The following is a 25,595-nucleotide window of genomic DNA, read 5'->3' as shown; positions in this document are numbered from 1 at the left end:
TAGCACGAACGGACGCCGGTTAGTTGCCAAACGTCTCGCGCCACTGGTCGATGACTTCGGGGATGCCCTGCGCGATCTCGCTGACGGTCGGCCGGATCGTCTTGACGCTCTGCAAGGGCCGCAGGCCGGGTGGCGACGTTACTTCGGGGCGGATCGGGACCGCGAAGTGGGCGGCATTGATCCTCGACGCTTCCGTCGAATTCAGGAACTCTATGAAGAGCCGCGCGGCGTTCGGGTTGCGGCTGTCCTTCATCACAGCGGACGGCGCGATCACCAGCACGGCGCCATCGGCCGGGAAGGTGATCGCCAATGGACTGCCCCGTGTGGCGCGGGCGAGCGTCGGCCCGGCGGCGCCGACTCCGAGTTGCCGTTGGCCCGCCGACAACATCGACAGCGTGTCGTTGATCGATCGGCCGATCTGCGGCTTGTTCTTCTCGAGTCGTTCGAAGAACGACCAGCCGTACAGCTTGCGCATGGCGACCGCCCAGGTCCCGACATAGCCCGAAAAGCCCGGATGCCCCGTCGCGATCCTGTGCTTCCACTCGAGTTCGAGAAGGTCGGTCCATTTTTTCGGTGCCCGATCGACCGGCAACTCGGTGGTATTGTAGGTCAACAACACGAAGCCGGCCGATGTCGCGTGGTAGAAGCCATCCCGATCGAAGCTGCGGAACGGCTCGGCGATCTTCGCCGCATTTTGGGGTTCGTAGCGGGCCAGGTACCCTTTGTCCTTCAGCCGAACGTAGTGCCCGACGTCGGTGGACGAGAAGACATCGCAAATCGCCTGCTTGTTCTTCAGATCCTGCAGCAGACGCTGGTAGGAAACCTGTGCCGTCGTATGGACGACCTTGACCTTGACGCCGTATCGGTCGCCGAAGGCGTTTGCCAGGTCCGCTGCGGCCTCCGACGTATAGTGGGCGACATACCAGGTCAGATGACCTTCGCTTCGCGCGTCGCGCTCGAGCGCCCCCATCTCGGCTTGCAGCCCGACAGGAACCAGTGCGAGAGCGGCGCCCAGCGCAAGGCGTCCCCACACCCTCATGAGTTCCTCCCGCACGGCGCTGTTGCTATCGTTGAGGCCATACCAACACGCAAATGCGCATGTCACAAGCACCTGATCGCCACTGGGCGGCCTACTACGCGAAACTGCGGGACCGCCCGCCACGGCGCACACTGTTGAAGGCCCTCGATGGCTTCGAACCGTTGCCAGCCGACCCGCTCGCGGTCGACCTCGGTTGCGGCGCGGGCCGCGACCTCGTCGAGTTGCTGAGGCGCGGCTGGCGCGTGGTCGCCGTCGACAGTGAACCCGAAGCGCTGCGCAAGCTGCCGGAAGACGAGCGCATTACACCCGTCCTCGGCCGCTTCGAGGACATCCCGTTGCCGATCGGCATCCATCTGGTGAACTCGAGTTTCGCCATGCCGTTGTGCGAGCCGGAAAAATTCCGCGACCTCTGGATGCGCATCCGCGAGGCGCTGCCCTCCGGCGGCCGCTTCAGCGGCCAGTGGTACGGCCCGCGCGACACCTGGTTCGGCCGGCCCGGCATGACCTTCGTCTCGCGCGACGAAGCGCTTGCCCTGCTGGAGGGCCTCGAGCTGGAGATGTTCGAGGAAGAAGAGGACGAAGGCGTCACACCGCGTGGCAACACCAAGCATTGGCACATCTTTCACATCGTGGCCCGAAAGCCCTAGACTTCGGCCAGCCCTCCGGGAGACCCGAAAATGGCCGCCACGCCCGTTACCGCCGAGATCGCCCGCCGCGCCACGGCGCTTGTCTGGACGCACCTTCCCGACGATCTGGTCGAGCGCACCAAGCAGTGCCTGCTCGACTGGTTCGCCGTCACCGTGCCCGGCGCCCAGGAGGAGCTGACCGACATCCTCGTGCGCGAGGCGCTCGAAGATGGCGCCAAGGGTCCGGCGAGCCTGGTGGCACGCGGTGAGAAGGTGACGCCCTCGACTGCAGCGCTGATCAACGGCGCCGCCAGTCATGCGCTCGACTACGACGACGTCAACTTCGCCATGGGCGGCCATCCGACGGTGACGGTGGTCCCTGTCCTGCTGGCGCTCGGCGAGCAGATGAAGGCGTCGGGCCGGCTGTTCATCGAGAGCTTCGTCGCGGGTTACGAGACCTCGGGTCGCGTCGGCCGCCTGGTCGCCCCCAGCCACTACCAGAAAGGCTTCCACGTCACCGGCACGGTCGGCTCCTTTTCCGCCGCCGCGGCGGCCGGGCGCATGCTGGGTCTCAGCGACAAGCAGCTCGCGGTCGCCTTCGGCATCGCCGCCACCCAGGCGGCCGGCCTGAAGTCGAACTTCGGCACCATGTGCAAGCCGCTGCACGCCGGCACCGCGTCGGAGCACGGGCTGCGCGCCGCCCGCCTCGCCGCCAGGGGTTTTACGGCGCGCGGCGATTCGCTCGAGTGCGACCAGGGCTTCGCTTCCTCGCAAAGCGACCACCTCAATGCCGACCAGGCGCTGGGCGAGCCGCCGTCGGGCTGGCACCTGCGCAACAACCTCTTCAAGTACCACGCCGCCTGCTACCTGACGCACGCGCCCATCGAATGCGCCAGGGAGATCCGGCTCAAGAGCAACTTCCCGCCCGAGCGCGTGAAGAAGATCACGCTGCGGTTGGACGCGGGTGCCGACAAGGTCTGCAACATCCCGAACCCGACGACCGGCCTCGAGGCCAAGTTCTCACTGCGCCAGACCGTGGCGATGGCGCTGACGGGCGTCGATACCGCGGCCCTCGACTCCTACAACGAAGCGGTCACCCAGGAGCCGCGCATCAAGGCGCTGCGCGACAAGATGGCGATCGAGTTCAAGCCCGACTGGGCGCATTCGCTCGCCGAAGTGGCGATCCAGCTCGACGACGGCACGACCCTCGAAGCCCGACACGATTCGGGTATCCCGTGGCCCGATCTCGGCAAGCAGCGCAAGGCGATCGAAGCCAAGTTCGAGGGCCTGGTCACACCGGTGCTCGGTGCCGCCGGCACCAGCCGCCTGCGCGACGCCATCGAGCGCATTGACACGATGACGGACGTGGGCGAGTTGGCACGGGCGTCGGCGAAAGCCTAAACCTCATGCTGAGGAGCGAGCGTAGCGAGCGTGTCGAAGCATGGGCAACATCAAGGCTGTTTCGCACCCTTCGAGACGGGCGCTGCGCGCCCTCCTCAGGGTGAGGTAAGGAGAAGATGTCAGAGGACTTCAGAACGCGTGCCCGCCTGGTGCCGAAGGGCAACCGCTACGAGGATTTCGAGGTCGGCCGGGTCTTCAGGCACCACTGGGGCCGCACGATCACGGAATCGGAGAGCACCCTCTTCACGACGCTCACGCTGCATTTCAACCCGCACTACTACAACGCCGCCTATGCCCGCGCGCACGGCCATCCCGGCATCGTCGCCAACCCGCTGCTGGTCTTCACCACGGTCTTCGGCCTGACCGTCGAGGATCTCAGCGAAGGCGGCGGGCCGTTCCTCGGCGTCAACGAGCTTAGCTATCACCAGCCGGTCTATCCGGGCGATTCGCTGCGCGCCGAATCGACTGTCATGGATCGTCGCGTCTCCGACAGTCACAAGGGCTTCGGCATCGTCACCTGGCACACCCGCGGCCTGAACCAGCGCGAAGAGCTCGTCATCGATTTCAAACGCACCAATCTCGTGCGCCAAAGGAACGCCTGACAATGTCGTACATCACCGAAGAGCGCCGCATGATCCAGGAGCAGGCGCACGAATTCACCCTCAACGAGGTCCTGCCGGTCGCCAACAAGCTCGATCCCGAGAAGGGCGACATCCCGATGGATCTCAGGGACAAGATGGCAGAGCTCGGCTATTTCGGCATCCTGATCCCGGAGAAGTACGGCGGTCTCGGCCTCGGCTGCTTCGAGTACTGCCTGGTCACCGAAGAGCTGTCGCGCGGCTGGATGAGCGTCGCCTCGATCATCGCCCGCGGCAACCTGCTGATCGGCTCGCACATGATGAGCGAGGAGCAACGCTCACGTTACCTGCCGCGCATGGCCAAGGGCGAGTTCCTGGGCGCCTTCTCCATGTCCGAGCCCAATGCCGGCTCCGACATCGCCAACATCTCCTGTCGCGCCAGGAAGGACGGCTCCGGCTACCTGATCTCCGGCAACAAATACTGGTGCACCTTCGCCGACGGCGCGGACTTCCTGATCATCATCGCCCGCACCTCCGATCCGCCACAGGGCAAGCGCCATCTCGGCCTCTCCATGTTCTTCGTCGAGAAGAAGCGCGGCACGCTGCCCAAGGGCGTGAGCGGCGCGCCGATCCCCAAGATCGGCTACTTCGGCTGGAAGACCTACGAGCTCGCCTTTGACGACTTTCGCGTCGAGGCGGCCGACATGATCGGCGAGGAAGGCCAGGCCTTCTACTACGCCACCTCGGGCCTCGAGACGGCGCGCGCCCACACCGCGGCCCGCGCCATCGGGCTCGCCCAGGGCGCGCTCGACGATTCGATCCAGTACGCCAACGACCGGCGCCAGTTCGGCCGCTCGATCTCCGAATTCCAGGCGATCCGCTTCAAGATCGCCGAGATGGCGACCCAGATCGAGGCGGCGCGCCAGCTCAACTACTTCGTCTGCGAGCAGATCGACACCGGCCAGCGCTGCGACAAGGAGGCCTCGATGGCCAAGCTGTTCGCCTCGGAGATGGCCGAGCGCGTGTGCAGCGAGGGCCTGCAGATCCATGGCGGCGCAGGCTACACGACGCTCCATGCCGTCGAGCGCCACTGGCGCGACGCGCGGCTGACCAAGATCTTCGAAGGCACCTCGGAGATCCAGAAGCGCATCATTTCCGATCGCCTGCTGGGCCGGGGGAAGAACTGATGAAGGTCTCGGCGCTCACCGGCAAGGCCAACTACTTCGAGGATTTCAAGGTCGGCGACGTGCTGAAGCACGCGCGCGGCAAGACCGTCGAGCCGATGGAGCAGGTCTGGATCACCAACGTGACCATGAACACCGCCGAGGCGCACTTCAACGAGCACCTGACCAGGGGCACCAACTACGGCCAGCGCCTGGGCTTCGGCGGCGTCACCATCTCGATGTGCATCGGCCTTGCCGCCGAGGACACCGCCGAGAACGCGCTGATGGAGCTCGGCATGGACAAGATCCGCCTCAAAGGCCCGCTCTATCACGGCGACACGCTCTATTGTTACAGCGAGGTGCTGGAGACGCGCGACGCCAAACAACCCGACGCCGGCATCGTCCGCTTCAGGCACTACGGCGTGAACCAGGACGACAAGCACATCTTCGAAGGCGAGCGCACCGTGCTCATCAAGCGCCGCAGCCATTGGGGGGACAGGTGACCTCCGTCTTTCTCCTCTCCCCCGCCAGGGGGAGAGGACGGGTGAGGGGGAATCGAAAGCTCGTGCAACCCCCTCACCTAACCTCTCCCCCTATCGGGGGAGAGGAATATGAGTCGTGTCCGTCATGACTGAAGTCGCCGGCGCGCTCGACGGCGTGCGCATCGTCGACCTCACGCAGATGCTGGCCGGGCCCTACTGCACCATGCTGCTGGCCGACCAGGGCGCGGAGATCATCAAAGTGGAGCCGCTCGACGGCGACCACACGCGCATCATCGGTCCCTACCATGAGAACGACAAGCTTCGGGCATTCGGCGGCTACTTCGCTTCGGTGAACCGCAACAAGAAGTCGATCGCCATCGACCTCAAGAAGCCCGAGGGCCGCGATCTGCTCATGAAGCTCTGCGACGGCGCTGACGCCGTGGTCGAGAACTATCGCGGCGGCGTCATGGACCGCCTCGGCCTCAGCTACGAAGCCCTGCACGCGCGCAATCCCAGGCTGGTCTACGCGACGATCCGCGGCTTCGGCGATCCGCGCACCGGCAGGAGCCCCTATGCCGATTTCCCGGCCTACGACGTGATCAGCCAGGCGATGGGCGGCATCATGGCCATCACCGGCCCCGACAAGGACACGCCCATGAAGGTCGGGCCCGGCGTCGGCGACATCGTGCCCGCCATCACCTGTGCCTTCGGCATCGTCTCGGCGATCTTCCGCGCCCACAAGACGGGCAAGGGCCAGTTCGTCGATGTCGGCATGGTCGACGCGATCCTCGCCGTCTGCGAGCGCATCATGCACCAGCATTCCTTTGCCCATGCGCTGCCGACGCCGGAGGGCAATCATCATCCCCTTCTCTGCCCCTTCGGCATGTTTCCGGCGAGGGACGGGTTCGTCACGATCGCGGCACATGCCGACACGCACTTCCCGATCCTCTGCCGGCTGATCGACCGTCCGGAGATGGCGAGCGATCCCAGGAACGCCACGGTGCAGGACCGCCGCGCCAATCAGGACGCGATCATCGCCGCGGTCTCGGCCTTCACCAGCCGGCGCACCAAGCAGGAGCTGCTCGGGCATCTCGGCGGCAAGGTGCCCTTCTCGCCGGTCTACAACGTGCGCGACATCGTGGCCGATCCGCACTTCAAGGCGCGCGACATGCTGCCCTGGGTGCCGCATCCCGGCCTCGACCACGAGGTGCAGATCGCCGGCGTCGCCGTCAAGATGACCGAGACGCCGGGCCGCGTGCGCCATCGCGCCCCCTTGCTGGGCGAGCACACGGACCAGTATTTGCAAGCCATCGGCTGCAGCCCGCCCGAGATCGCCAGGCTGCGTGCCGACAAGATCGTTGCCTAGGAGAAGATCATGACCGACCGTCCCCGCCGCGCCCGCCGCGTCCAGCTGTCCACGCCCGGTTCCAGCGAGAAGATGATGCAGAAGGCGTCGGAGTCGAAGGCCGATCATGTCTTCCTCGACCTCGAGGACGCCGTCGCGCCGAGCCAGAAGCGCGATGCCCGCAAGAAGATCGTGCAGGCGCTGAAGACGCTCGACTGGACGGGCAAGACGCGCTGCGTGCGCATCAACGACCTCACGACCGAATACGCCTTCGAGGACATCATCGAGGTGGTCGAGGGCGCCGGCGAGCATCTCGACACCATCATGATGACCAAGGTCATGACGCCGGCCGACGTGCTGTTCGCCGACAAGCTGCTGCACCAGCTCGAGAAGAAGCTGAAGCTCAAGAACCGCATCGGCCTCGAGGCTCTCATTGAAGAGGTCGAGGGCATGCAGAACGTCGACGCCATCGCCAAGTGCACGCCCAGGCTCGAGTGCCTGGTGTTCGGCATGGGCGACTTCTCGGCCTCGATGGGCGTCACCAACAAGAACGTCGGCGAGACCGACGGCTATCCGGGCGACATCTGGCACTACGCCCGCTTCCGGCTGGTGATGGCTTGCCGCGCCGCCGGCATCGATCCGGTCGACGGGCCGTTCGCCGACTTCAAGAACCCGCAGGCCTATCGCGAGGAGTGCAAGCGCTCGATGATCCTGGGCTGCGTCGGCAAGTGGGCGATCCATCCCTCGCAGATCGAGCACGCGCTGGAGATCTACTCGCCCAAGCCCGAGGATGTGGCGCGCGCCCGCAAGCTCGAGAAGGCCTATGCCGAGGCCGAGGCTCAGGGCCTGGGCGCCATCAACGTCGACGGCATCATGGTCGACGTCGCCTCGATCCGCATCCTGCGAAACACCATTCTGAACAAGGCCGACCTCTACGGAATATAGGCGCCGATCGGCGTGAACAAGCCGCACGCCGAGCTCACGTCGGTCCTCGTGCCCGTGGGTGCCATGCTCGGCACCCAGGTCGCGGTCTCGCTCTCGGTGATCGCGCTCGGCGTCCTGATGCCCGCGATCGCCGTCGACCTGGCGATGGATCCGAAGCTCGTCGGCGTTTTCACCGCCGCCATCTATGCCGTCGCCACGGTTGTCGCCCTGATCAGTGCGCCCTGGATCGCGCGGCTAGGCGCGGTGCGGGTCTGCCAGATCGCGATGCTGTGCGGCGCCGCCGGCCTGCTTGCCAACTCGGTCGGCGCCGTCGCCGCGACGGTGCTCGCCGTCGTCTTCATCGGCTGCGCCCAGGGGCCGATCAATCCGGCCTCCTCCCACATCCTGAGCCAGCGCGTGCCGCGCCATTGGTTCAGCCTGGTCTTTTCGGTCAAGCAGACCGGCGTCCCGGTGGGCTTTGCCATCGCCGGCCTGTTGCTGCCCTGGCTGCTGCCGGCCTTTGGCTGGCGCGGCGCGTCGGCGATTGCCGCCGCGATCCTCGTCGCCGGTACCCTGGCGCTCGAAGCGATGCGTCCGCGCCTCGACGCTTCCGTCGCCCCGCCGGGCCCGTCGCCCGGCATCTGGCCGTCGATCGGCCTCGTCATGCGCCATCGCGAGCTGCGCGTGCTCGGCTGTTCGGCGTTGCTGTTCGTCGTCGCACAGCACACCTTCACTTTCTATCTCGTCACGTATCTCTACGAGCATTGCCGGATGAGCATCGCCCAGGCCGGCTTTTTCCTGTTCCTCGCGCAAATGGCCGGCACCGTCGTGCGTCTCGTGCTCGGTGCGGTCGGCGACCGCGTTCCCCGCATGTCGTTGCTGGGCTGGGTCGGCATCCTGATGGCAGCGGGAGCGCTCGCCACGGCCCTGTTGCCGCCGGAGGCGCCGGCCTGGCTCGTCGGTCTGGTGGTGGTCGCCTACGGCGCCGTCGCGATCAGCTGGAACGGCGTCTCCATCGCCGAGTTCGCGCATCTCGCGCCGCCGGGTCAGGTGGCGGCCGTCGCGGCCGTGCAAACGGCGCTCGCCTTCTCCGGGGCGGTCGTCGGGCCGCCCATCTTCGGTCTGGTCGCCGTCGCCGGCGGTTACGGCTCGGCGTTCGGCCTCGTTGCCGTCTGCGTCCTCGCCGCGGGATTCTGGCAACTCCTGACGGCACGCGCCGGGCGCTAGAACATGCTAGCCTGCGTTCTCCAGGGAGGACGCCATGAAACTCTATATGCACCCCGTATCCACCACGTCGCGGCCGGTCATGCAGTTCATCGCCGACAACGACATCAAGTGCGACATGGAAGTGGTCGACATCCTGAAGGGCCAGCACTACGAGCCCGCCTACAGCAAGCTCAACCCGAATCACCTCATCCCGATGCTGGACGACGACGGATTCCGGCTGACCGAGAGCGCCGCGATCCTGCGCTATCTGGCGGAGAAGATCGATTCGCCCGCCTATCCGAAGGATCTCAAGCAGCGCGCGCGCATCAACGAGGTGATGGACTGGTTCAATTCGAATTTCTACCGCGACTGGGGCTACGGCCTGATCTACCCGCAGCTCTTCCCTCACCTGAAGCGCGAGGACACCAAGGTGCAGGAGGCCGTCGTTGCCTGGGGCAAGGACAAGTCCAAGGCCTGGCTGCAGATCCTCAACGACCACTGGATCGGGCCGACCAACAAGTATCTCTGCGGTAACCAGCTCACGGTCGCCGACTATTTCGGCGCCGCGATCACGACGGCCGGCGAGCTTGTGCATTGCGATTTCTCGGCCTATCCCAATATCAAGCGCTGGCTCGACACCTTCAAGTCGGGCCCGAATTACGCCAAGGTCTACGAGACCTTCAACGGCTTCTGCGCCTCGACCAAGGGACAGGCCTGGCAAGCCATTTGACGGAGAGACCAATGATCAAGGGCCTGCATCACAACGCCTATCGCTGCCGCGATTCCGAAGAGACCCGGAAGTTCTACGAGGACTTCCTCGGCCTGCCCCTGGTCAATGCGTTCAAGATCGAGACCACCCAGACCGGCCGCAGCACGGGCACCGGCGTGCTGCACTCCTTCTTCCAGATGGACGACGGCTCGTCCCTCGCCTTCTTCGAGGCGCCTGATGTGCCGTTCGAGTTCAAGGAGCAGCACGACTTCGACCTGCACATCGCGCTCGAGGTCCAGCCCGAGGTCCTCGATCGCATGCTCGCCAAGGGCAAGAAAGAGGGCCGCGAGGTGCGCGGGCCGTCGGACCACAAATTCATCAAGTCGATCTACTTCCGCGATCCCAACGGCTACGTCATCGAGCTCGCGGCCAAGGTGCCCGGGCGCGAGGCCGACATGGATCCGACGAAGAACCGGGCCCGCGACATCCTCAATCGCTGGCAGGTCGACAAGCGGTCGGCGAAGGCAGCTTAGCCCAACCGCCTCCTGTAGAGCGCGATCAGGCGCTCCCAATGGCGCTCCGCGGCGGGCTTGTCGTAGCACCAGCGCTGCGGAAAGGCGAAGCCGTGATGGACGCCCATGTGGATCTCGAGCTCGCCCGCGCTGCCTGACTTGTCGAACAGCGCCTTCAGTTCCTTGACCATGTCGGGCGGCGCGAGATCGTCATGCTCGGCGCAGGAGATGTAGAGTTCGCCCTTGGCCTTGCCGAGCGTCAGGTGCGGGCTCTCGACGGCGTCGCTCACCAGCCAGGTGCCGTAGAACGACGCCGCGGCCGCCACCCGATCAGGATAGCGCGCCGCCGCGGCCAGCGCGTAGGGGCCGCTCATGCAATAGCCATGAACGCCGACCGGGCCCGGCTTCGCCGCCTTCTGGCGATCGGCAAAGGCGATGAGATCGGCGACGTCGTCCATCATCGGCGGGATCGTCATCTTGGTGCGCACGCTGCGCATGCGCGCATGTTCCGCGCTGCCGTGCGTCAGCACGTCCGGCCCGTACTTGGTGTCCTTGCCCGCGCGATAGTAGAGGTTCGGCAGCAGCACGTAGTAGCCCACCGTCGCCAGCCGCCGCGCCATGTCGTACAGCTCCTCGCGAATTCCCGGCGCGTCCATCAGGAACAGCACCGGCGGATAGGGCCCGCCCCGTTCCGGATGGCAGATGAAGGTTTCGACGGCGCCCGCCCGGGTGGTTATATCCCTCGTCTCTTCGATCATTCAGTTCCTCCGCTTTGCCGCGATGCCACCATCTTGGTAGGCTCGGCTCAACAACAAATTCGGGAGAAGCGCATGGCCGAGCAGTCCCATGTCTATGCCGGCGTCGCCGGGTATTTCGGCAAGCCGGACCATCCCGGCAAGGTCGGCGTCTTCCGCCGCGCCATCGACGGCGAGTGGGCCCACGTCCTGCCGACGACCCAGGCCTTCACCGTCTTCGTGCATCCGCACGACCCGGAGCTCGTGTTCGCCGGCACCAAGGACGGCATCTGGCGCAGCACCGATCGCGGCGCCACGTTCGTGCGCGCCGGCTTTCCCGACGCGAACAAGGAAGTCTGGTGCTTCATGGTCGACAGCCGCGATCCGAAGAGGATGCTGGCCGGCGCGTCGCCGCTCGACGTCTATCGCAGCGACGACACCGGGCAGAGCTGGCGCAAACTGCCGACGCCCCGCATCGCCGAGCACTGCAAGGGTCCCTTCGCGTCGCGGGTGATGCGCCTCGCCCAGCATCCGACGAAACCCGACGAGATCTACGCCGCGCTCGAGATCAACGGCGTCATGCGCAGCACAGACGGCGGCGAGACCTGGAGCGACTGCAGCGACGGACTGATCCGGCTCGCCGACCTGCCCCACCTCAAGAGCAAGATCGTCAGCGACACGACGGCCGAGGGCATGCTCGACGGCCATGCCGTCACCATCGATCCCTCCGACCCCGACGCCGCCATCGTCGCGCTGCGCATGGGCCTCTTCCGCACCGCCGACGGCGGCAGGAGCTGGCAGGACATGGAGGTCGGCCGCTTCTCGCCGACCACCTACGGCCGCGACGTCAAGGCGGCGCCCGGCGAGCCCGGCGCGCTCTACGCTGCGCTCTCCGTCGCCGCCTCGAGCCACGACGGCGGGCTCTATCGCAGCGCCGACGGCGGCAGGAGCTGGACACGCTTCGACAAGGTGCAGGTGCACGGCACGATCATGTCGATCGGGCTGCACCAGCGCGATCCGAACCAGGTCTATATCGGCGCGCGCTACGACGGCGAGGTGTTCGGCACCCGGGACGGCGGCAAGTCGTGGCAGGCGATGCCCCTGCCCGGCGAGGTCCAGCACATCTATTCGGTGGCCTGCGGCTGAGGGCCGAGGCGACGACGCATCGACCGGAATAGGACAGGCTTCACCAGCCGAGGTCCTGACGCAACTTCGCCAGGGTCGCGAGTTGGTGGTCGTGGTCGCCGCCTGCGAAGCGCACGCAAAAATGCCGGACACCGGCGTCGCCGTATTCCTTGAGCAGCGACGCCACGGCCGCTGCCGGCCCGCCGTAGCACATCTGGCGCTTGCGGATCACCGCAGCCGGCTGGTTGTAGTAGCGCTCGAGATAGTCGTTGATCCGTGCGTCGGCGCGGCCGCCATCCTCGTCGATGGCGAGGGTGATGTACTTGGCCGGCGTCAGTGCCGCCGCGTCGCGCCCGGCGGCGCGCGCCGCCTCCTGCACCTCGGCCCACTGCGCGGTGTACTGCGCCGGCGTCGGCCCGTTGGGGAACCAGCCGTCGAAATGCCGCCCCGTGCGCTGCCGTCCCGCCGGCACCGAGGCGGCGTTCCAGAGCGGCGGGCCGCCCGGCCGATGCGGCGTCGGGCCGAGCACGGCGCCCGTCATCTTCCATCGGCCGTCCCAATCCACCGGCTTGCCGCTCCACAGCGCCCGGCAAAGCGCCATGCCCTCGACCAGCCGGCCGATGCGCTTCTCGAACGGCACGCCCGCCGCCTCGAACTCGGCGCGGATCGACGGGTGATCGGCGGCGATGCCGATGCCGAGAACGATGCGTCCCTCGCTGATCCTGTCGGCGGTCGCGACCTGCTGCGCCAGCACGACCGGATTGCGCAGCGCCGGAAGCAGCACGGCGGTGCCGATTTCCACCGTGCGCGTGCGTGCCGCGACCGCCGCCATCAAGGTCAGCGGATCGTGACGAGCCCGCGCAAGCAGCGAATCGCCGATCCACACGGACGCGAAGCCGAGCTCCTCCGCACGCTCGGCGAGACGCAGCAGCGCGGCGGCCCCGTGCTCGCCCGCCATGACGCGCTCGCGCGTCGGCAGCAAATAGCCAAGCTTCGGCGGCATCGCCTTCTCCCCGGTTTCACCGGCGATCCTAGGGCCGGCGCTCAGTGGACTCCATACACCGAGAAGGCACGGGCGACGCCGGGATCGAGCCGCAACGCGTGCTCCTTGTCGGCGACCGATCCACGGCTGTCGCCGAGGCGGGCCTTGGCGATGCCGCGGCCATAGAGGGCGATCGGCCGGCGCGCATCGAGCGCGAGCGCGGCATTATACTCGGCAAGTGCTGCCCGCGATTCGCTGAGCTTCAGCCGGACGAACCCCTGGGTCTCGCGCACGTCGGCGCGGTCGCCGGCACGGCTGACGGCTTCCCGGCAGTCGGCTCGTGCCGCTTCGACATCGCGGCCGGCGATGACGCGAACGAGACAGCGGTTGTTGTAGGCCATGGCGAAGTCGGGGTCCGCCGCGAGTGCGGAGGTATAGGCGATGATGGCCTCGTCATAATCGCCGCGCACGAAATGGGCGAAGCCGTCGTTATATAGATCCTGCGCATCGCGCGATGGCGGCATTTTCTGCACGGCCTCGACCGGCCGGCCGACCGGCCCGCCGCCGCTCGGCACGCCGTCCTCGATCTTGTCGACGTGCCAGCCGAGCGCCCACTTCGAGAGGTGGTAGATGAAGTCGGCGCTGCGGTAGGTCTTTCCCTGCTCGAAGAATCCCTGGCCTGAATCGCGTCCCAGGCACTGCTGCGCCCGTTGTGCGGTACCGTAGAGCGCCCGCGCCGAGGTATATTCGACGTAGAACACGACGTGCACCTTGACTGCAGTCGGGTTCAGCCAGACCCAGTTCTCGGCCTCCGTCGAATAGAGCCGGAAGTAAGGGGCGCAGGTGTCCGACGCGAGCCGGTCGAGGAAGTTGCTTTTGATGGCGACCAGCAAAGGCTGCTCGAGATACGGCTCCGCCGACGTCGGTCGGGCTCCGGCAAAAAGGCAGCTCAAGGCGGCAAGGGCGACGATCTTGTCCAAGATGGAGATGTTTTTTGCATATCTAGAATACCTTAAGGGCGTATCAAAATGCCGCACTCCGCCCTGCGGTCTATCGGCCTCCGGCATGCCGGCCAGCGGCGGGTGGAACATCCACGGGTTGCCTGTCGTTGAAAGTGCGGACAGGGAGGGAGCCATGCGCCGGATCGGCTGGTTGATCGGGATGCTTGCCACCGGAGCGGCCGCCGCCACCCCTTCCGGCACGCCGACCGGATGGTGGCTCGAGGAGGGGGTGAACCCGCCCGGATACGCCGCCACCGCGCCGCTCCGCACCGACGCCAACATCGACACCGTGGTGCTGATGTGCGAGGCGGGGACGAACGGCCGTGTCCTGCAGCTTCAGCTCTATCTGACCGAGGAGGGCCCGCTTTTGCCGGTCTCCCGACCGGACGCGGAGATCAAGGCCGATCCGCGCGCCGAACTGGTCATCGACGGTCTCGCCTTCACCGCCGAGATCCTGTTCGCCGATGCCCATGTCGTTCTGGCGGATTCTCGCCGTGAGGCCTGGCCCGCCCTGTCGCCCGCGCTGGTCGATGCGATGGGCCGGGGCACGCGCCTGACCCTGCGTTTCGATCTCATCGGCGATTCGTCCATCGACGGCAGCGCCGTCATCGACCTCGCCGCGGGGCGCGATGCAATTGCCGCCGTCCGGCGATGCGTTGCGCCGGGCATGCCCAATGTCGCCGAGGCGCCGCGCTAAAGCCCCGCGATCGGAAAGCCGCCATCGCCTGCGTTCTGCGGTCGTCGGGTGCCGATCCGGCGGCGTGCCGCATCGCCCCTGCCCTCGCGCAGCAGGGCGCACGTGACGGCGTATTCCAGCAGGTCGCGCTGGGCGCGGCTGCCGCCCACCCGCTCGTGCGTATCGAGATGCGGCTCGATCTCGCTTGCGGCACGAGACCAGTCGCCCCGTGCGAAGGCGTCGAAGCCGCGTGCGAGCGCCGGCAGCATGTCGGCCGCCGGGCCCTTCGGTGTCTCGACGATCCTCGCCAGGGTCTCGCTCTCGCCCGCCATGGCGAAGGCCAGCGCGCTGTGCAGATCGGCGAAGGCGATGCCTGAATTGGGAAACCAGCGCGCGGCATAACCCGCCAGGTCGCGCCACAGTTCGGGCCTTCGCGCCTGCCCCGCCATCTCGGCACGCGCGAGGAACGACGCGCAATCGGTCAGCACGTTGATTGGCGGCCCCCAGCCCGCGCCCGGATGCATCTCGTCGGCGTAGATGCGCCATGCTTCGTCGAAACGACCCGTTTCCATCGACCACAGCGCCAGATGCCAGTTGACGTGGCAGTGGAGCTGGCCGTCGCGCGGATAGTCCTTCGCCCAATCGGAGAGATAGGCGAGACCCGCCGCCCGCTCGCCGACCTCGTAGTACAAATGGGCGCGGATGTGCGCGGCATGGGCGCTGCGCGGGCGCCCATCCAGCGCCGCCTCGATGTCGGCAAGACCGCGGTCGAACATCTGCAGCTCGATTTCGGCGAAGGCCAGCACCGTGTGAAACCACCAATCGTCGCCGTAGTGGGGCGCGAGCGGCTCGAGCAACGCGAGCTGCTCGACTTCGCGGCCGGCCCGTCCCGAAAAGCCGATCAGGCCGAACACGCTGGTCGCCGGCGCAAGCGCCATGGCGTCGCGCGGCCAGCGCTTCACGTGCTCGGCGATCATGGGCACCGCGGCCGCACCCTGCCCACGCAGGATCTTCTCGAAGATGGCGATGTGACTGCGTTCGCGCTCGCTCGTGCCGGGCGCGAGTTCGAGCGCCCGGGCAAGCGGCGCCTTGACCTCGGGGCCGCGTCCCAGGAGCTGCATGGTGCGCGCCTGCGCGATATGACCAAGGGCGAAACTCTCGTCTGCCGCGATCGCGTCGGCAAAGGCCGCATCGATTCCGGCATCGCCCGAGAGCAGGCGGTCGGCACCCAGCACGTAGGCGTCGCGCGCCTTCGCCGACACGGTCGAGAGTTCGTAGCCGTAGCGGTCCTTCAACATGTCATTCGCCCGCGACCGGCTTCGCGCGTTGCCGCCTCCGCTCCTCGCCCAGGGCGAGCAACCGCTCGCGGTCTTCCGGCCTGATCCGATTGTAGCGTTCGCGCCATCCCGGATCGTCCTTCCACGCGAACGGCGCCTCGACGGTCGTGCGCGGCGCGGTCGCCCGCTCGAGCAGGCCGGCCGCCAGCCGCACGATCTCGGTCTGCATGTCGCGCCGCCACGGATGGCCGCACGGGTTGCCGAGCGGAAAGTCGGTGAAGACGAAGCGCGGCACGCCGCAATGCTCGACGATGTCGCGGGCCGAGCCGATCACCACCGTCGGCAGGCCGTTCTCTTCCAGATGACGGGCAACCAGACTCACGGTCTGGTGGCAGACGGGTCAAAGCGGGCACAGAATGGCCGCGTCCGCGCCGTCGTCGCGCAGGCGCGCCAGGACCTGCGGCGCATCCTCGCTCTGGGTCTTGCGATGGCTGTACTCGGTCGGCACGCCGTGGAAATGCGCCGTGAGCCCCCCGATCGTTCCCTCTTCCACCAGCCTCGAGGCCGCCTCGATCGGCAGGAATGTGCCGCGATCGTCGGTGTGGGTCGATTCCTTGTCCCAGGCCAGATTGGCGGTGAACAGCGACGCCGGCGGCGGCGACACCGCGCCCGACCAAACCCGCTTCACGCCCTTGAAGTCGGGCGGACTCGCGGTGGTGACCAGGCCGATGCGAGCCTGCGACAACGGCTTGGCGAGACGCGCGAACGGCACGTCCTCGAAGTGCGCCCACACGTAGTCCGTCGCGTAGCCGAGTGCGCGATAGTAATTGCGCGTGCGCTCCATGTACTGGATGGGTGTTTCGGTCCTCATGGCGGTCAGGGTCATGTCCGCTCAGTAGCACGGCAGCAATGGCGGCGCGCCACAGGGCGCCCGGTAGTTGCCGCCCGGCCCGCCGGCATCCGGCGGCGTGCTGAGGCTCGGATAGGCCGGGCCGCGATACCCCTGGGAGCGACCCGACGGCGCGGGATTGGACCAGCCCGAGTACGTGCTGGTGTCGTCGGGACTGCCGATCGCCGGGCTCGTGCCGCCGGTGGTGCGGCTGCTGCCGAGATAGTGCACGCCACCGCCGCCGATGCCGAACCAGACCGTGTCGATGAACACCGCCACGGCGCCGTCGGCCTTGCCGAGATCGCCCTCCAGCACGTCGACCTCGAACGCGAGCTTGTCGCCCTCCCACTTCGGCTTCTTCAGCACCAGTACCGCGTCGCTCACTGAGTTGCCGTCCTTGGAGAAGGCCGAAACGGTGGCGTTGGGCGGCACCCTGGCGAAGCTGCCGGTCTTCCAGAGATCGACGACCTCGCCGGTCGGCATGTGCCCGGCGCTGCGGACAGGTCGGTCGGAGAAGACGATCGCGGACGGTTGCGGCCCCTCCAGCACGAGCGTCTGGCCCGACAGCTTGGCTCCCTTGGCGTTGAGCACGATCAGCCAGTCGACGTGCTTCTGCTTGGACGGGACGCCGATCTTCTTTTGCGGCGGCGCGGTCTGCGCCACGGCGCTCAGCGGAAGGATGAGGAGTGCGGCCGCGATGGCCACCAGGCAGCGGACAATTTGCATGATGGCTCAAACATAAGCACCGGGCATGAGGTGTGTCACTCGCTCACTTGCCTTCGTCACGCAGCGTGAACATATGTAGCGCGGCGCACCGAAGAGACCTCGCCCAGTCGTCCGCAAAGGCCAAGAAGATGCCAAAACTCGTCCTGACCGTCGCCTTCATCCTCGGGACTGCGATTCCCGCCCTCGCCCAGCAGGCGCAACAGCCGGCGCCGGCGCAGAGCTGCGTCATCCAGTACGATTCCGGTTCCGACAAGACATCGCCCGCGGGGCTGCTCTCCAACGGCTTCGCCATCGCCGCCGCCGTCCCCGGCGGGGTCTGGATGCAGAAGGGCGCCGAAGCCTACTACTGCACCGTCAATCGAACGCAGCCGGGCGAGCCGATCTGCTGGAAGTTGCGCGATCCGGTGACCGTCCAGACCTGCCAGTAGTCCCGGCCGCCGCCCCTTCACAACTCGTCGCGTCGGGGCTATTGAGTTGCCGGGTCCACGCCACGTTTGAGCGGAAGCCGCGATGCTTCCTGGCGATTGGCCTTCGCCTCTGGCGAAGCAGTGGATTCTCCCAAGTGTATCTACTGGCCAAGGTTGGTGGGCTGCAGGCGGACGTTTCGCGTTGAAATTGCCGTCCGCCGACGCCACAGCGGTGAAGGAAGGACGAGAGCGGCGAAGATGACACGAGACGACATCGCCACGCTCGCCGCGCTGATCGTGGTCTTCGCCTGCGGCGCGACCATGCTCTCGCACCGCTTTTACGCGGTCTATCAGCGGTGGCTGGCGAGCGGAACCCGCTTCAAGGCGCATCATCTGCCTGGCGCACTCGGGATCGCGGCGATGCTGCTGGCCCTCTTTCTGGCCGCATCCATGCTGGGATGGACATACGTCATCGCGACCCTGCTCGGCGGCCTGTCGATCTCGATGGGGTACGTCTATGTCCTGCGCTGGAGGGTCGAAATCGCGCCGGTCGGCCTCGTTCTCGGCCTGGCGGCGCTCGTCGCGGGATAGACGCCGCGCTTCTCAACCCTCGTTGAAGAACGGATCGGGCAAGGACGGATTACGGAGCTTGGCGGCGGCGCCGGAGCCGGCCACCGGCAGGCCCTTCGGATCGAGCAGGCCGATCTGCACCAGCACGTTCGCCTGGTCCCACATGATGTGCTCGTAGGACACCTTGTCGCCCTCGATGCCGACGATCACGACGAAGACGGTTTCCACCCGCTTGCCGGTCGGCTTGACGCCCGGCAGCATCCAGTCGATCGTCGTCGTGTGGGTGAAGGAGATGATGAGCTCATCGACCAGGCGTTCTTCGCTGTAGGTCCGCGAGATGCTCTCGAATTTCACGTCCGGCGGGAAGAACTGTCCGATCAGTCGCTTGGAATAGAAAGTCCGGACGCCGCTCGTTCCCTGGCCGCCGACCATCGTCGGGATGTTCACGAGATGCGGATTGGCCGACATGGTCGCCAAGGTCTTGTCGAGATCGCCGGCCAGTTCGGCGTCCATGTGGGCGTTGAAGATGGCGTCGAGCTTCTTCACGAGCATCGGATCGGTCACTGTCGGCGCTCCCCTTGCGCTGGCGCCGGCCACGACGCTGCCCGCCATCGCGGTGGCGAGCCCGGCAAGCGTTCGTCGTTTCAATTCGGCCATGGCACCCGTCTGGAAACCGCCCGCGGCGGCTCGGGCGCAAGACTACGCTACTTTTCAACGTCGGCAAGCATGGCGTGCCACAGCAGATGAAGATGGGCACTACTCGTTCGCCGTGCCGCTATGATGCAGCTCGCCGAGCTACGCCGCCGCTTGCGCACATCGCCCAAACCACTCTCACGTTCTACGATAACATGGCGCCATCCGTGATTCTGGCATCGCCTGGCTCGCCGCGTTCGAGTAAATTCAGGCTCGAAAAATGGAGTGGCCAACAGACCATGACGGAGCATCCTCGCATTGCGCTCGCCCCCGGCGTGCTCGCCGGTAAGCCTGTCATCCGCGGGACGCGGTTGTCTGTGGAGTTCATGATCGGCTTGATGGCCGACGGATGGAGCGAAGCCGACATCCTCGGGAATTACCCGGGTGTCACACACGACGACATCATCGCGTGCCTCGCATATGCGCGCGACACGTTGAGCTCGGAGAAGGTATTCCCGAGCGCAGCCTGATATGCGCTTTCTCGCCGACGAGAATTTCCCTGGTGCAGCGGTCACCGCTCTCGAGGCAGCCGGGCACGACGTTGTTTGGGTAGGACAGCCGCACCGGGTGCAATCGATTCAGACGTGCTGGCATGGGCGGCCCGCGAGCAGCGCATCCTCCTGACCTTCGACAAGGATTTCGGCGAACTGGCCAGAGGATCGGCGCTGCCCCGCACCTGCGGCGTCATTTTGCTGCGCATGCCGGTGGCAAAGCCTGGAGAAGTTGGAGAGCGACTCGCCCAGCTGGTAACAGCGCGTGACGATTGGGCTGGCTATTTCTCTGTCATCGAGCCGGGCCGAGTGCGAATGCGACCGTTCGGATAGCAGGTACGTTCACATGGTAGGCGCAAGGACGGCTGTAGAGTGAGAATGGGCGCTCCAAGGTTGGTCCTAGCGTGCTCTGGCGAAGCATGGCGTCCCCAACGGGATTCGAACCCGTGTTACCAACGTGAAAGGCTGGTGTCCTAGGCCTCTAGACGATGGGGACGTGGCCGGCCTGGGCGGCAGGAGCGGGTGGATGTAACGGCCCGGCCCCGGGAAATCAAGCAGGCGGGACGGCGCGCCTCCGCCGCCGCCGACTAGGCCAGCATCGAGCCCGCCGCGGCCGCCGCATCGTCGATCTGGAGGCGGACGGCTTCGCGGCCGTTGTAGCGCTCGAGGCGCAGGGCGCCGGCGACGTGGAGCACGGGCCTGGTCCGATCGAGAAGCGCCGGGCCGAGCGCGCTTTGCGCGGCGCGGAAGGCGATCGCCTCGACCCGGCCGCGCTGCTGGCCGACCAGAGTACAGCGCACATGCCCCTCGCCCACCGGCTGGGCGTAGTCGACCCGTACGCCCGACAGCGCGAAACGCGGCAGCGCGTTGCCGGCGCCGAACGGACCGGCACGCTCGATCATCGCCACCAGCTCGTGTGTCGCCGCGCCGGGTGCAAGGGCGGCATCGATGCCGAGCTCGCGCACCGCCGGCGCCGCGCCGAGCTGCGGTGCGATGCGCTCGTCGAGGAATTTCGCGAGCTCGGAGATCGCCTCGCGAGCCACGGTGAGCCCCGCCGCCATCGCATGCCCGCCGCCATTGACCAGCAACCCGGCCTGCCGCGCGGCCAGCACGGCGGCGCCGAGATCGACGCCCTTCACCGAGCGGCCGGAGCCCTTCCCCACTTCGCCATCGACGCCGATCACGAAGGCCGGCCTGCCGTAGCGTTCGACCAGCCGGCTGGCGACGATGCCGATCACGCCGACATGCCATCCCTCGCTCTCGACCAGCAGCGCCGAGGGCAGGCCCTTGCGATCGGGGCCATAAAGTCCCTCGATGCGCGCGATCGCTTGCTCGAGCACGTTGCGCTCGATCGCCCGCCGCTCGGCATTGAATTCGTCGAGGCGCAGCGCCAGCGCCCCGACCTCGTGCGGATCGTCGCTGGCCAGCAGCCGTGCGCCGAGGTCGGCCTGCCCCACCCGTCCGCCGGCATTGACCCGCGGTCCCAGCATGAAGCCGAGGTGATAGGCGCCCGGTGCCTCGCGCAGGCGGGCCACGTCGGCTAGCGCGGCCAGGCCGGCATTGCGCCGCTGGCCCATCACCAGCAGGCCCTGCCGCACCAGCGCGCGATTGACGCCGGTGAGCGGCACCACGTCGGCGACCGTGCCGAGAGCGACCAGGTCGAGCCATTGGCGCAGATCGGGCTCGGGCCTGTTGTCGCCGTACCAGCCCAGATCGCGCAGCGCGCGGTTGACGCCGACGGCCAGCAGGAAGGCGACGCCGACGGCGGCGAGCTGCTTGTGCGGGCTCTCCTCGTCGATGCGGTTGGGATCGACCACCGCCACCGCCTCGGGCAGCGTGACCTCGGCCTGGTGGTGGTCGATGACGATGACGTCGAGGCCGGTGCGTCGCGCCTCGGCCAGCGGCTCGTAGGCGGTGACGCCGCAATCGACCGTGACGACCACCGAGGCGCCCTGTTCCCTGAGTGAGCGCATCGCCTCGGCGCTGGGCCCGTAGCCTTCCTTGCGCCGGTCCGGGATGTAGTGGCCGATCGTGCCGCCGACGGCGCGGAAGAAGCGCAGCAGCAACGCCGTCGACGTGGCGCCGTCGACGTCGTAGTCGCCGAACACGACGATCCTCTCGCCGTCGCGCACCGCGCGCACCAGCCGGGCGACGGCCGCGTCCATGTCCTTGAGGTGCAACGGGTCGGGCAGGAACTTGCGCAAGGTCGGTTCGAGGAAGTCGGGCACCGCGTCGAGTCCGACCTCGCGCGCCGCCAGCAGCCGGCAGATCGCGTCGGGCAGGCCGTGGCGCTGCGCCATGGCGAGCGCGATTCGTTCGTCGGCCAATCGCGCCGCCCAGCGCCTGCCCGTCAACGACCGCTCGATGCCGAGAAAGGCGGGACGCGCGGCGCGCAGTTCGACGGCCATGGGCGACCAACTCGTTGGGAAGAAGTTACGCCCAGCTCGGCAGGCCGGTCTTGATCGAGAAATTGTGGTGAGCCGACACCCAGCGCACGGTGCCGGTCTTGGAGCGCATGACGATCGAGTGGGTCTCCGCGCCGTTGCCGAAGCGGCGAACGCCCTTGAGCATCGAGCCCGAGGTGACGCCGGTCGCGGCGAACATCACGTCGCCCTTGGCCATCTCGATCATCGAATACTTGCGGTTGAGGTCGCTGATGCCCCATTTCCTCGCGCGCGCCTTCTCGTCGTCGTTGCGGAACAGCAGGCGTCCCTGGATCTGCCCGCCGATGGCGCGCAGCGCCGCCGCCGCCAGCACGCCTTCCGGCGCGCCGCCCGAGCCCATGTAGATGTCGATGCCCGAATCGCCGGTCGATGTGGCGATGACTCCCGAGACGTCGCCATCGCCGATCAGCATGATGCGCGCGCCGGCCTCGCGGACCTTGGCGATCAGCTCGGAATGTCGCGGCCGGTCGAGGATGCAGACGACGAGATCCGAGACCTGCACGTTCTTCGCCTTGGCGAGGTCGGCGAGGTTCTGCTTCGGCGTCTTGTCGAGGTCGACCACGCCGTCCGGCAGGCCGCCGCCGACGGCGATCTTGTCCATGTAGACGTCGGGGGCGTTGAGGAAGCCGCCATGCTCGGCCATCGCCAGCACGGCGAGCCCGTTGGGCAGGCCCTTGGCGGTGATGGTCGTGCCCTCGAGCGGGTCGAGGGCGATGTCGATCTTGGGGCCGCCGGCGCCGACCTTCTCGCCGATATAGAGCATCGGCGCCTCGTCGCGCTCGCCTTCGCCGATCACCACGGTGCCGTCGATCGAGAGCGTGTTGAGCGCCGAACGCATGGCATCGACGGCGGCCTGGTCGGCGGCCTTCTCGTCGCCGCGCCCCATCAGCTTGGACGCCGCGAGGGCAGCCGCCTCGGTGACTCGCACGGCCTCCAGCGCAAGATTGCGGTCCATCTTTCCAACGTCGGCCATCGCTTCCTCCGTCGGCGCGCTCGCGGCGCCGTCTAGAACTTCTCGATCCGGATCAGGCAAGGTTCCTCGGCGACCGCCGGCAGGCGGGCGATGCGGGCCACCGCCCGCCGCATGCGCGCCTCCTCGGTCTCGTGCGTCGTCAACACCACCGGCACCTCGTCCGAGGGCGAGCGGCCGCGCTGCAGCATCGATTCGAGCGAGATGCGCTCCTTGGCGAGCACGCCCGACACCGCCGCGATCACGCCTGGCCGATCCTGCACCATCAGGCGCATGTAGTAGGCACCCTCGTGACGGTCCATGGGCGCTGCCTTCTTGTCCGCCAGGCGGTCGGCCGGGACGACGAAGGCCGGCATCTGGCGGCCGCGCGCCACGTCGACGAGGTCGGCGACCACGGCCGACGCCGTCGGCCCCTGCCCCGCACCACGGCCCTGGAACATGGTCGTGCCGACGAAGTCGCCTTCGACGACGACGGCGTTGAACACGCCCTCGATATGGGCGATCGGCGCGTCGAGCGGCACCATGCAGGGATGCACGCGCTGCTCGATGCCGTGGCGCGTTTCGCGCGCCAGTCCCAGCAGCTTGATGCGGTAGCCGAGCTCCTGGGCGAATTCGATGTCCATCGCCGTGACGCGGCGGATGCCCTCGACATGCACGCCGGAGAAATTCACGCGCGTGCCGAAGGCGGTGCCGGTCAGCACGGCGAGCTTGTGGGCGGCATCGATGCCGTCGACGTCGAAGCTGGGATCGGCCTCGGCATAGCCCGCGGCCTGCGCCTCGGCGAGCACGACGTCGAAGTCGCGGCCGGTCTCGCGCATGGTGGTGAGGATATAGTTGCAGGTGCCGTTGAGGATGCCGTAGAGGCGGCGCACCCGATTGCCGACCAGGCCCTCGCGCAACGACTTGATGATCGGGATGCCGCCGGCGACCGCCGCCTCGAAGGCGAGGATGGCGCCCTTCTTCTCGGCCAGTCCGGCAAGCCCGGCGCCGTGCATGGCGAGCAGCGCCTTGTTGGCGGTGACGACGTGCTTGCCGGCCCGCAGCGATTGCTGGACCAGGCGCCGCGCCACGCCGCCCGAGCCGCCGATCAGCTCGACCACGACGTCGACGTCGGGCGCATGCGCGAGCGCCAGCGGGTCGCGCTCCCAGCGCACGCCTGACAGGTCGACGTCGCGCTTCTTGGTCTTGCTGCGGGCACTGACCGCGACCAGCTTGAGAGGCCTGCCGCCGCGCAGCGACAGCAGACGGCTGTGCTCGGCGAGCAACTTGACCACGCCGGCACCGACGGTGCCGAGGCCGGCGATGCCGATCTTGAGGGGAGTTCTCATGGGGCCGCCCTGATACGACAGGATACGCTCAGGCGCGAGCCTTCAATGGCGTGATATTGTCCCCAACGCCGCGCAGATAGAGGTCTATGGCACGCGACGGATCGGCCATCACCTGGCGGACGTTGCGGATGGCCTGGCGGATGCGGTGCTTGTTCTCGACCATGGCGATGCGGACGTGGGCGTCGCCATGCTCGCCGAAGCCCAGGCCCGGCGACACCGCGACATTGGCCTGGGTGAGCAGCAGCTTGGAGAAGGCGAGCGAGCCCAGCTCGGCGAATGCCTTGGGGATCGGCGCCCAGGCAAACATGCTGGCCGACGGCGCCGGGATGTCCCATCCCGCCGTGCGCATACCCTCGATCAGGATGTCGCGGCGCTCGCGGTAGGTGTTGCGTGCATCGACGATGCAGTCCTGCGGGCCGTTGAGCGCCGCCGTCGCCGCCACCTGGATGGGCGTGAAGGCGCCGTAGTCGAGATAGGACTTGATGCGGGTCAGCGCCTGGATGAGCGTCCGGTTGCCGGCGGCGAAGCCGATGCGCCAGCCCGCCATCGAATAGGTCTTGCTCATCGAGGTGAACTCGATGGCGATGTCGCGCGCGCCCGGCACCTGCAGCACCGACGGCGGCGGGTGGCCGTCGAAATAGATCTCGGCATAGGCGAGGTCCGACAGGATCCAGATCTTCTCGCGCTTGCAGAAATCGACAATCGCTCGGTAGAAGTCGAGATCGACGACCTGCGCCGTCGGGTTGGACGGATAGTTCAGCACCAGCGCGAGCGGCTTGGGCACGGTGTGGCGCACTGCCCGTTCGAGTGCGGGCAGGAACTGGTCGAGCGAGGTGCTGCCCGGCACCGGAATGTGGCGCACCGAGCCGCCGGCGATGATGAAGCCGTAGGGATGGATCGGGTAGCTGGGGTTGGGGACCAGCACGATGTCGCCCGGCGAGGTGATCGCCTGGGCGAGATTGGCCAGCCCCTCCTTCGAGCCGAGCGTGACGATGATCTCGCTCTCGGGATCGAGCTCGACGTCGAAGCGACGTGCGTAGTACGCCGCCTGTGCCCGTCGCAGGCCGGGAATGCCGCGCGAGGCGGAGTAGCCGTGGGCGCGCGGATTGCCGGCGGCCTCGGCGAGCTTGGCGACGATGTGCGGCGCGGTCGGCAGGTCGGGGTTGCCCATGCCGAGATCGATGACGTCCTGGCCCGCGGCGCGCGCCCGCGCCTTCATGGCGTTGACCTCGGCGAACACGTAGGGAGGCAGGCGCTTCAGCCGATGGAATTCGGAATCGTCCATTGTCTTGTCCTT

30 protein-coding genes and 1 tRNA gene are annotated in these 25,595 nt (G+C 67.3%); 17 read left to right on the top strand and 14 right to left on the bottom strand.

Features of this window, described 5'->3' with window-relative positions; all coding sequences use genetic code 11:
- Positions 1–19: 19 nt before the first annotated feature.
- A complete protein-coding gene (locus tag KIT25_12130) occupies positions 20–1,039 on the bottom strand; it encodes an extracellular solute-binding protein (protein ID UYN97630.1) in 1,020 nt (339 codons plus the stop codon).
- 59 nt (positions 1,040–1,098) lie between these two features.
- On the opposite strand from KIT25_12130, the gene KIT25_12125 reads away from it, so the two are divergent.
- From KIT25_12125 to KIT25_12080, 10 genes are all read left to right on the top strand, one after another.
- Entirely contained in the window at positions 1,099–1,686 is a 588-nt protein-coding gene (locus KIT25_12125) for a class I SAM-dependent methyltransferase (GenBank protein ID UYN97629.1), read from the top strand.
- A 30-nt stretch (positions 1,687–1,716) separates the two neighbouring features.
- Complete coding sequence (locus KIT25_12120) at positions 1,717–3,066, top strand: MmgE/PrpD family protein (protein ID UYN97628.1); 1,350 nt, start codon at positions 1,717–1,719, stop codon at positions 3,064–3,066.
- 116 nt (positions 3,067–3,182) lie between these two features.
- Positions 3,183–3,668 carry a MaoC family dehydratase gene (locus KIT25_12115; GenBank protein ID UYN97627.1) on the top strand — a complete coding sequence of 162 codons (486 nt, stop codon included), beginning with the start codon at positions 3,183–3,185 and terminating at the stop codon, positions 3,666–3,668.
- A 2-nt stretch (positions 3,669–3,670) separates the two neighbouring features.
- Positions 3,671–4,831 (top strand): acyl-CoA dehydrogenase family protein, encoded by a 1,161-nt coding sequence (locus tag KIT25_12110; GenBank protein ID UYN97626.1) that lies wholly within the window; start codon positions 3,671–3,673, stop codon positions 4,829–4,831.
- A complete protein-coding gene (locus KIT25_12105; protein ID UYN97625.1) occupies positions 4,831–5,310 on the top strand; it encodes a MaoC family dehydratase in 480 nt (159 codons plus the stop codon). The genes KIT25_12110 and KIT25_12105 overlap by 1 nt, the downstream gene beginning before the upstream one ends.
- 124 nt (positions 5,311–5,434) lie before the next feature.
- Positions 5,435–6,655 (top strand): CoA transferase, encoded by a 1,221-nt coding sequence (locus tag KIT25_12100; GenBank protein ID UYN97908.1) that lies wholly within the window; start codon positions 5,435–5,437, stop codon positions 6,653–6,655.
- Between the two features lie 9 nt (positions 6,656–6,664).
- Positions 6,665–7,579 carry a CoA ester lyase gene (locus KIT25_12095; GenBank protein ID UYN97624.1) on the top strand — a complete coding sequence of 305 codons (915 nt, stop codon included), beginning with the start codon at positions 6,665–6,667 and terminating at the stop codon, positions 7,577–7,579.
- A 12-nt stretch (positions 7,580–7,591) separates the two neighbouring features.
- On the top strand, positions 7,592–8,785 hold the full coding sequence (locus KIT25_12090) for an MFS transporter (GenBank protein ID UYN97623.1): 1,194 nt from the start codon (positions 7,592–7,594) through the stop codon (positions 8,783–8,785).
- A gap of 34 nt (positions 8,786–8,819) precedes the next feature.
- Positions 8,820–9,494, top strand: coding sequence for a glutathione S-transferase family protein (locus tag KIT25_12085; GenBank protein ID UYN97622.1), 675 nt, complete (start codon positions 8,820–8,822; stop codon positions 9,492–9,494).
- A gap of 11 nt (positions 9,495–9,505) precedes the next feature.
- Positions 9,506–10,006, top strand: a complete 501-nt coding sequence (locus tag KIT25_12080; protein UYN97621.1) for a VOC family protein — start codon at positions 9,506–9,508, stop codon at positions 10,004–10,006.
- Here KIT25_12080 and KIT25_12075 read toward each other — a convergent pair.
- Positions 10,003–10,743 (bottom strand): dienelactone hydrolase family protein, encoded by a 741-nt coding sequence (locus tag KIT25_12075; GenBank protein ID UYN97620.1) that lies wholly within the window; start codon positions 10,741–10,743, stop codon positions 10,003–10,005. The two genes, KIT25_12080 and KIT25_12075, sit on opposite strands and share 4 nt — an antisense overlap.
- 72 nt (positions 10,744–10,815) lie before the next feature.
- Here KIT25_12075 and KIT25_12070 point away from each other — a divergent pair, with 72 nt between their 5' ends.
- Positions 10,816–11,865, top strand: coding sequence for a hypothetical protein (locus tag KIT25_12070; protein UYN97619.1), 1,050 nt, complete (start codon positions 10,816–10,818; stop codon positions 11,863–11,865).
- 40 nt (positions 11,866–11,905) lie between these two features.
- Here KIT25_12070 and KIT25_12065 read toward each other — a convergent pair whose 3' ends face one another.
- Both KIT25_12065 and KIT25_12060 read right to left on the bottom strand, forming a co-directional pair.
- Entirely contained in the window at positions 11,906–12,847 is a 942-nt protein-coding gene (locus KIT25_12065) for an LLM class flavin-dependent oxidoreductase (GenBank protein UYN97618.1), read from the bottom strand.
- 41 nt (positions 12,848–12,888) lie between these two features.
- Positions 12,889–13,806, bottom strand: a complete 918-nt coding sequence (locus KIT25_12060; GenBank protein ID UYN97617.1) for a hypothetical protein — start codon at positions 13,804–13,806, stop codon at positions 12,889–12,891.
- A gap of 85 nt (positions 13,807–13,891) precedes the next feature.
- Here KIT25_12060 and KIT25_12055 point away from each other — a divergent pair, with 85 nt between their 5' ends.
- Positions 13,892–14,524: a hypothetical protein gene (locus KIT25_12055; protein ID UYN97616.1), complete on the top strand. Its 633-nt coding sequence runs from the start codon at positions 13,892–13,894 to the stop codon at positions 14,522–14,524.
- Here the strand turns inward: KIT25_12055 and KIT25_12050 are convergent.
- Genes KIT25_12050 through KIT25_12035 form a run of 4 tightly spaced genes read right to left on the bottom strand, consistent with a single transcriptional unit; the run spans position 14,521 to position 17,395 of the window.
- On the bottom strand, positions 14,521–15,801 hold the full coding sequence (locus KIT25_12050; GenBank protein ID UYN97615.1) for a tetratricopeptide repeat protein: 1,281 nt from the start codon (positions 15,799–15,801) through the stop codon (positions 14,521–14,523). The two genes, KIT25_12055 and KIT25_12050, sit on opposite strands and share 4 nt — an antisense overlap.
- 1 nt (position 15,802) lies before the next feature.
- Positions 15,803–16,162: a hypothetical protein gene (locus KIT25_12045; protein ID UYN97614.1), complete on the bottom strand. Its 360-nt coding sequence runs from the start codon at positions 16,160–16,162 to the stop codon at positions 15,803–15,805.
- Positions 16,163–16,180: 18 nt separating this feature from the next.
- Positions 16,181–16,666, bottom strand: a complete 486-nt coding sequence (locus KIT25_12040; protein UYN97613.1) for a hypothetical protein — start codon at positions 16,664–16,666, stop codon at positions 16,181–16,183.
- A 6-nt stretch (positions 16,667–16,672) separates the two neighbouring features.
- Positions 16,673–17,395, bottom strand: a complete 723-nt coding sequence (locus tag KIT25_12035) for a hypothetical protein (GenBank protein ID UYN97612.1) — start codon at positions 17,393–17,395, stop codon at positions 16,673–16,675.
- 128 nt (positions 17,396–17,523) lie between these two features.
- On the opposite strand from KIT25_12035, the gene KIT25_12030 reads away from it, so the two are divergent.
- Complete coding sequence (locus tag KIT25_12030; protein UYN97611.1) at positions 17,524–17,823, top strand: hypothetical protein; 300 nt, start codon at positions 17,524–17,526, stop codon at positions 17,821–17,823.
- A gap of 237 nt (positions 17,824–18,060) precedes the next feature.
- On the top strand, positions 18,061–18,393 hold the full coding sequence (locus tag KIT25_12025) for a hypothetical protein (GenBank protein UYN97610.1): 333 nt from the start codon (positions 18,061–18,063) through the stop codon (positions 18,391–18,393).
- A gap of 12 nt (positions 18,394–18,405) precedes the next feature.
- Here the strand turns inward: KIT25_12025 and KIT25_12020 are convergent, their stop codons facing one another.
- Complete coding sequence (locus KIT25_12020; protein ID UYN97609.1) at positions 18,406–19,029, bottom strand: hypothetical protein; 624 nt, start codon at positions 19,027–19,029, stop codon at positions 18,406–18,408.
- A gap of 86 nt (positions 19,030–19,115) precedes the next feature.
- On the opposite strand from KIT25_12020, the gene KIT25_12015 reads away from it, so the two are divergent.
- The 3 genes from KIT25_12015 to KIT25_12005 are packed head-to-tail and all read left to right on the top strand — an operon-like array spanning position 19,116 to position 19,889.
- Positions 19,116–19,535, top strand: coding sequence for a DUF433 domain-containing protein (locus tag KIT25_12015; GenBank protein ID UYN97608.1), 420 nt, complete (start codon positions 19,116–19,118; stop codon positions 19,533–19,535).
- A gap of 1 nt (position 19,536) precedes the next feature.
- On the top strand, positions 19,537–19,689 hold the full coding sequence (locus KIT25_12010; GenBank protein ID UYN97607.1) for a DUF5615 family PIN-like protein: 153 nt from the start codon (positions 19,537–19,539) through the stop codon (positions 19,687–19,689).
- Complete coding sequence (locus tag KIT25_12005) at positions 19,650–19,889, top strand: DUF5615 family PIN-like protein (protein UYN97606.1); 240 nt, start codon at positions 19,650–19,652, stop codon at positions 19,887–19,889. Before KIT25_12010 ends, KIT25_12005 begins: the two co-directional genes overlap by 40 nt.
- 87 nt (positions 19,890–19,976) lie before the next feature.
- On the opposite strand, the gene KIT25_12000 is transcribed toward KIT25_12005, so the two are convergent.
- From KIT25_12000 to KIT25_11980, 5 genes are all read right to left on the bottom strand, one after another.
- Positions 19,977–20,052: transfer RNA gene (locus tag KIT25_12000), tRNA-Glu, on the bottom strand.
- Between the two features lie 91 nt (positions 20,053–20,143).
- Positions 20,144–21,964 (bottom strand): single-stranded-DNA-specific exonuclease RecJ, encoded by a 1,821-nt coding sequence (gene recJ, locus KIT25_11995; protein UYN97605.1) that lies wholly within the window; start codon positions 21,962–21,964, stop codon positions 20,144–20,146.
- A 25-nt stretch (positions 21,965–21,989) separates the two neighbouring features.
- Positions 21,990–22,955 carry a class II fructose-bisphosphatase gene (glpX, locus tag KIT25_11990; protein UYN97907.1) on the bottom strand — a complete coding sequence of 322 codons (966 nt, stop codon included), beginning with the start codon at positions 22,953–22,955 and terminating at the stop codon, positions 21,990–21,992.
- Between the two features lie 50 nt (positions 22,956–23,005).
- Positions 23,006–24,298, bottom strand: coding sequence for a homoserine dehydrogenase (locus KIT25_11985; GenBank protein UYN97604.1), 1,293 nt, complete (start codon positions 24,296–24,298; stop codon positions 23,006–23,008).
- Positions 24,299–24,326: 28 nt separating this feature from the next.
- Positions 24,327–25,583 carry an LL-diaminopimelate aminotransferase gene (locus tag KIT25_11980; GenBank protein ID UYN97603.1) on the bottom strand — a complete coding sequence of 419 codons (1,257 nt, stop codon included), beginning with the start codon at positions 25,581–25,583 and terminating at the stop codon, positions 24,327–24,329.
- Positions 25,584–25,595 lie beyond the last annotated feature (12 nt).

The sequence above is a fragment of the Enhydrobacter sp. genome (assembly GCA_025808875.1).
Lineage (GTDB): Bacteria > Pseudomonadota > Alphaproteobacteria > Reyranellales > Reyranellaceae > Reyranella.
The sequence above is the reverse complement of the archived record's forward strand: the minus strand, read 5'-3'. Positions and strand labels throughout refer to the sequence as shown.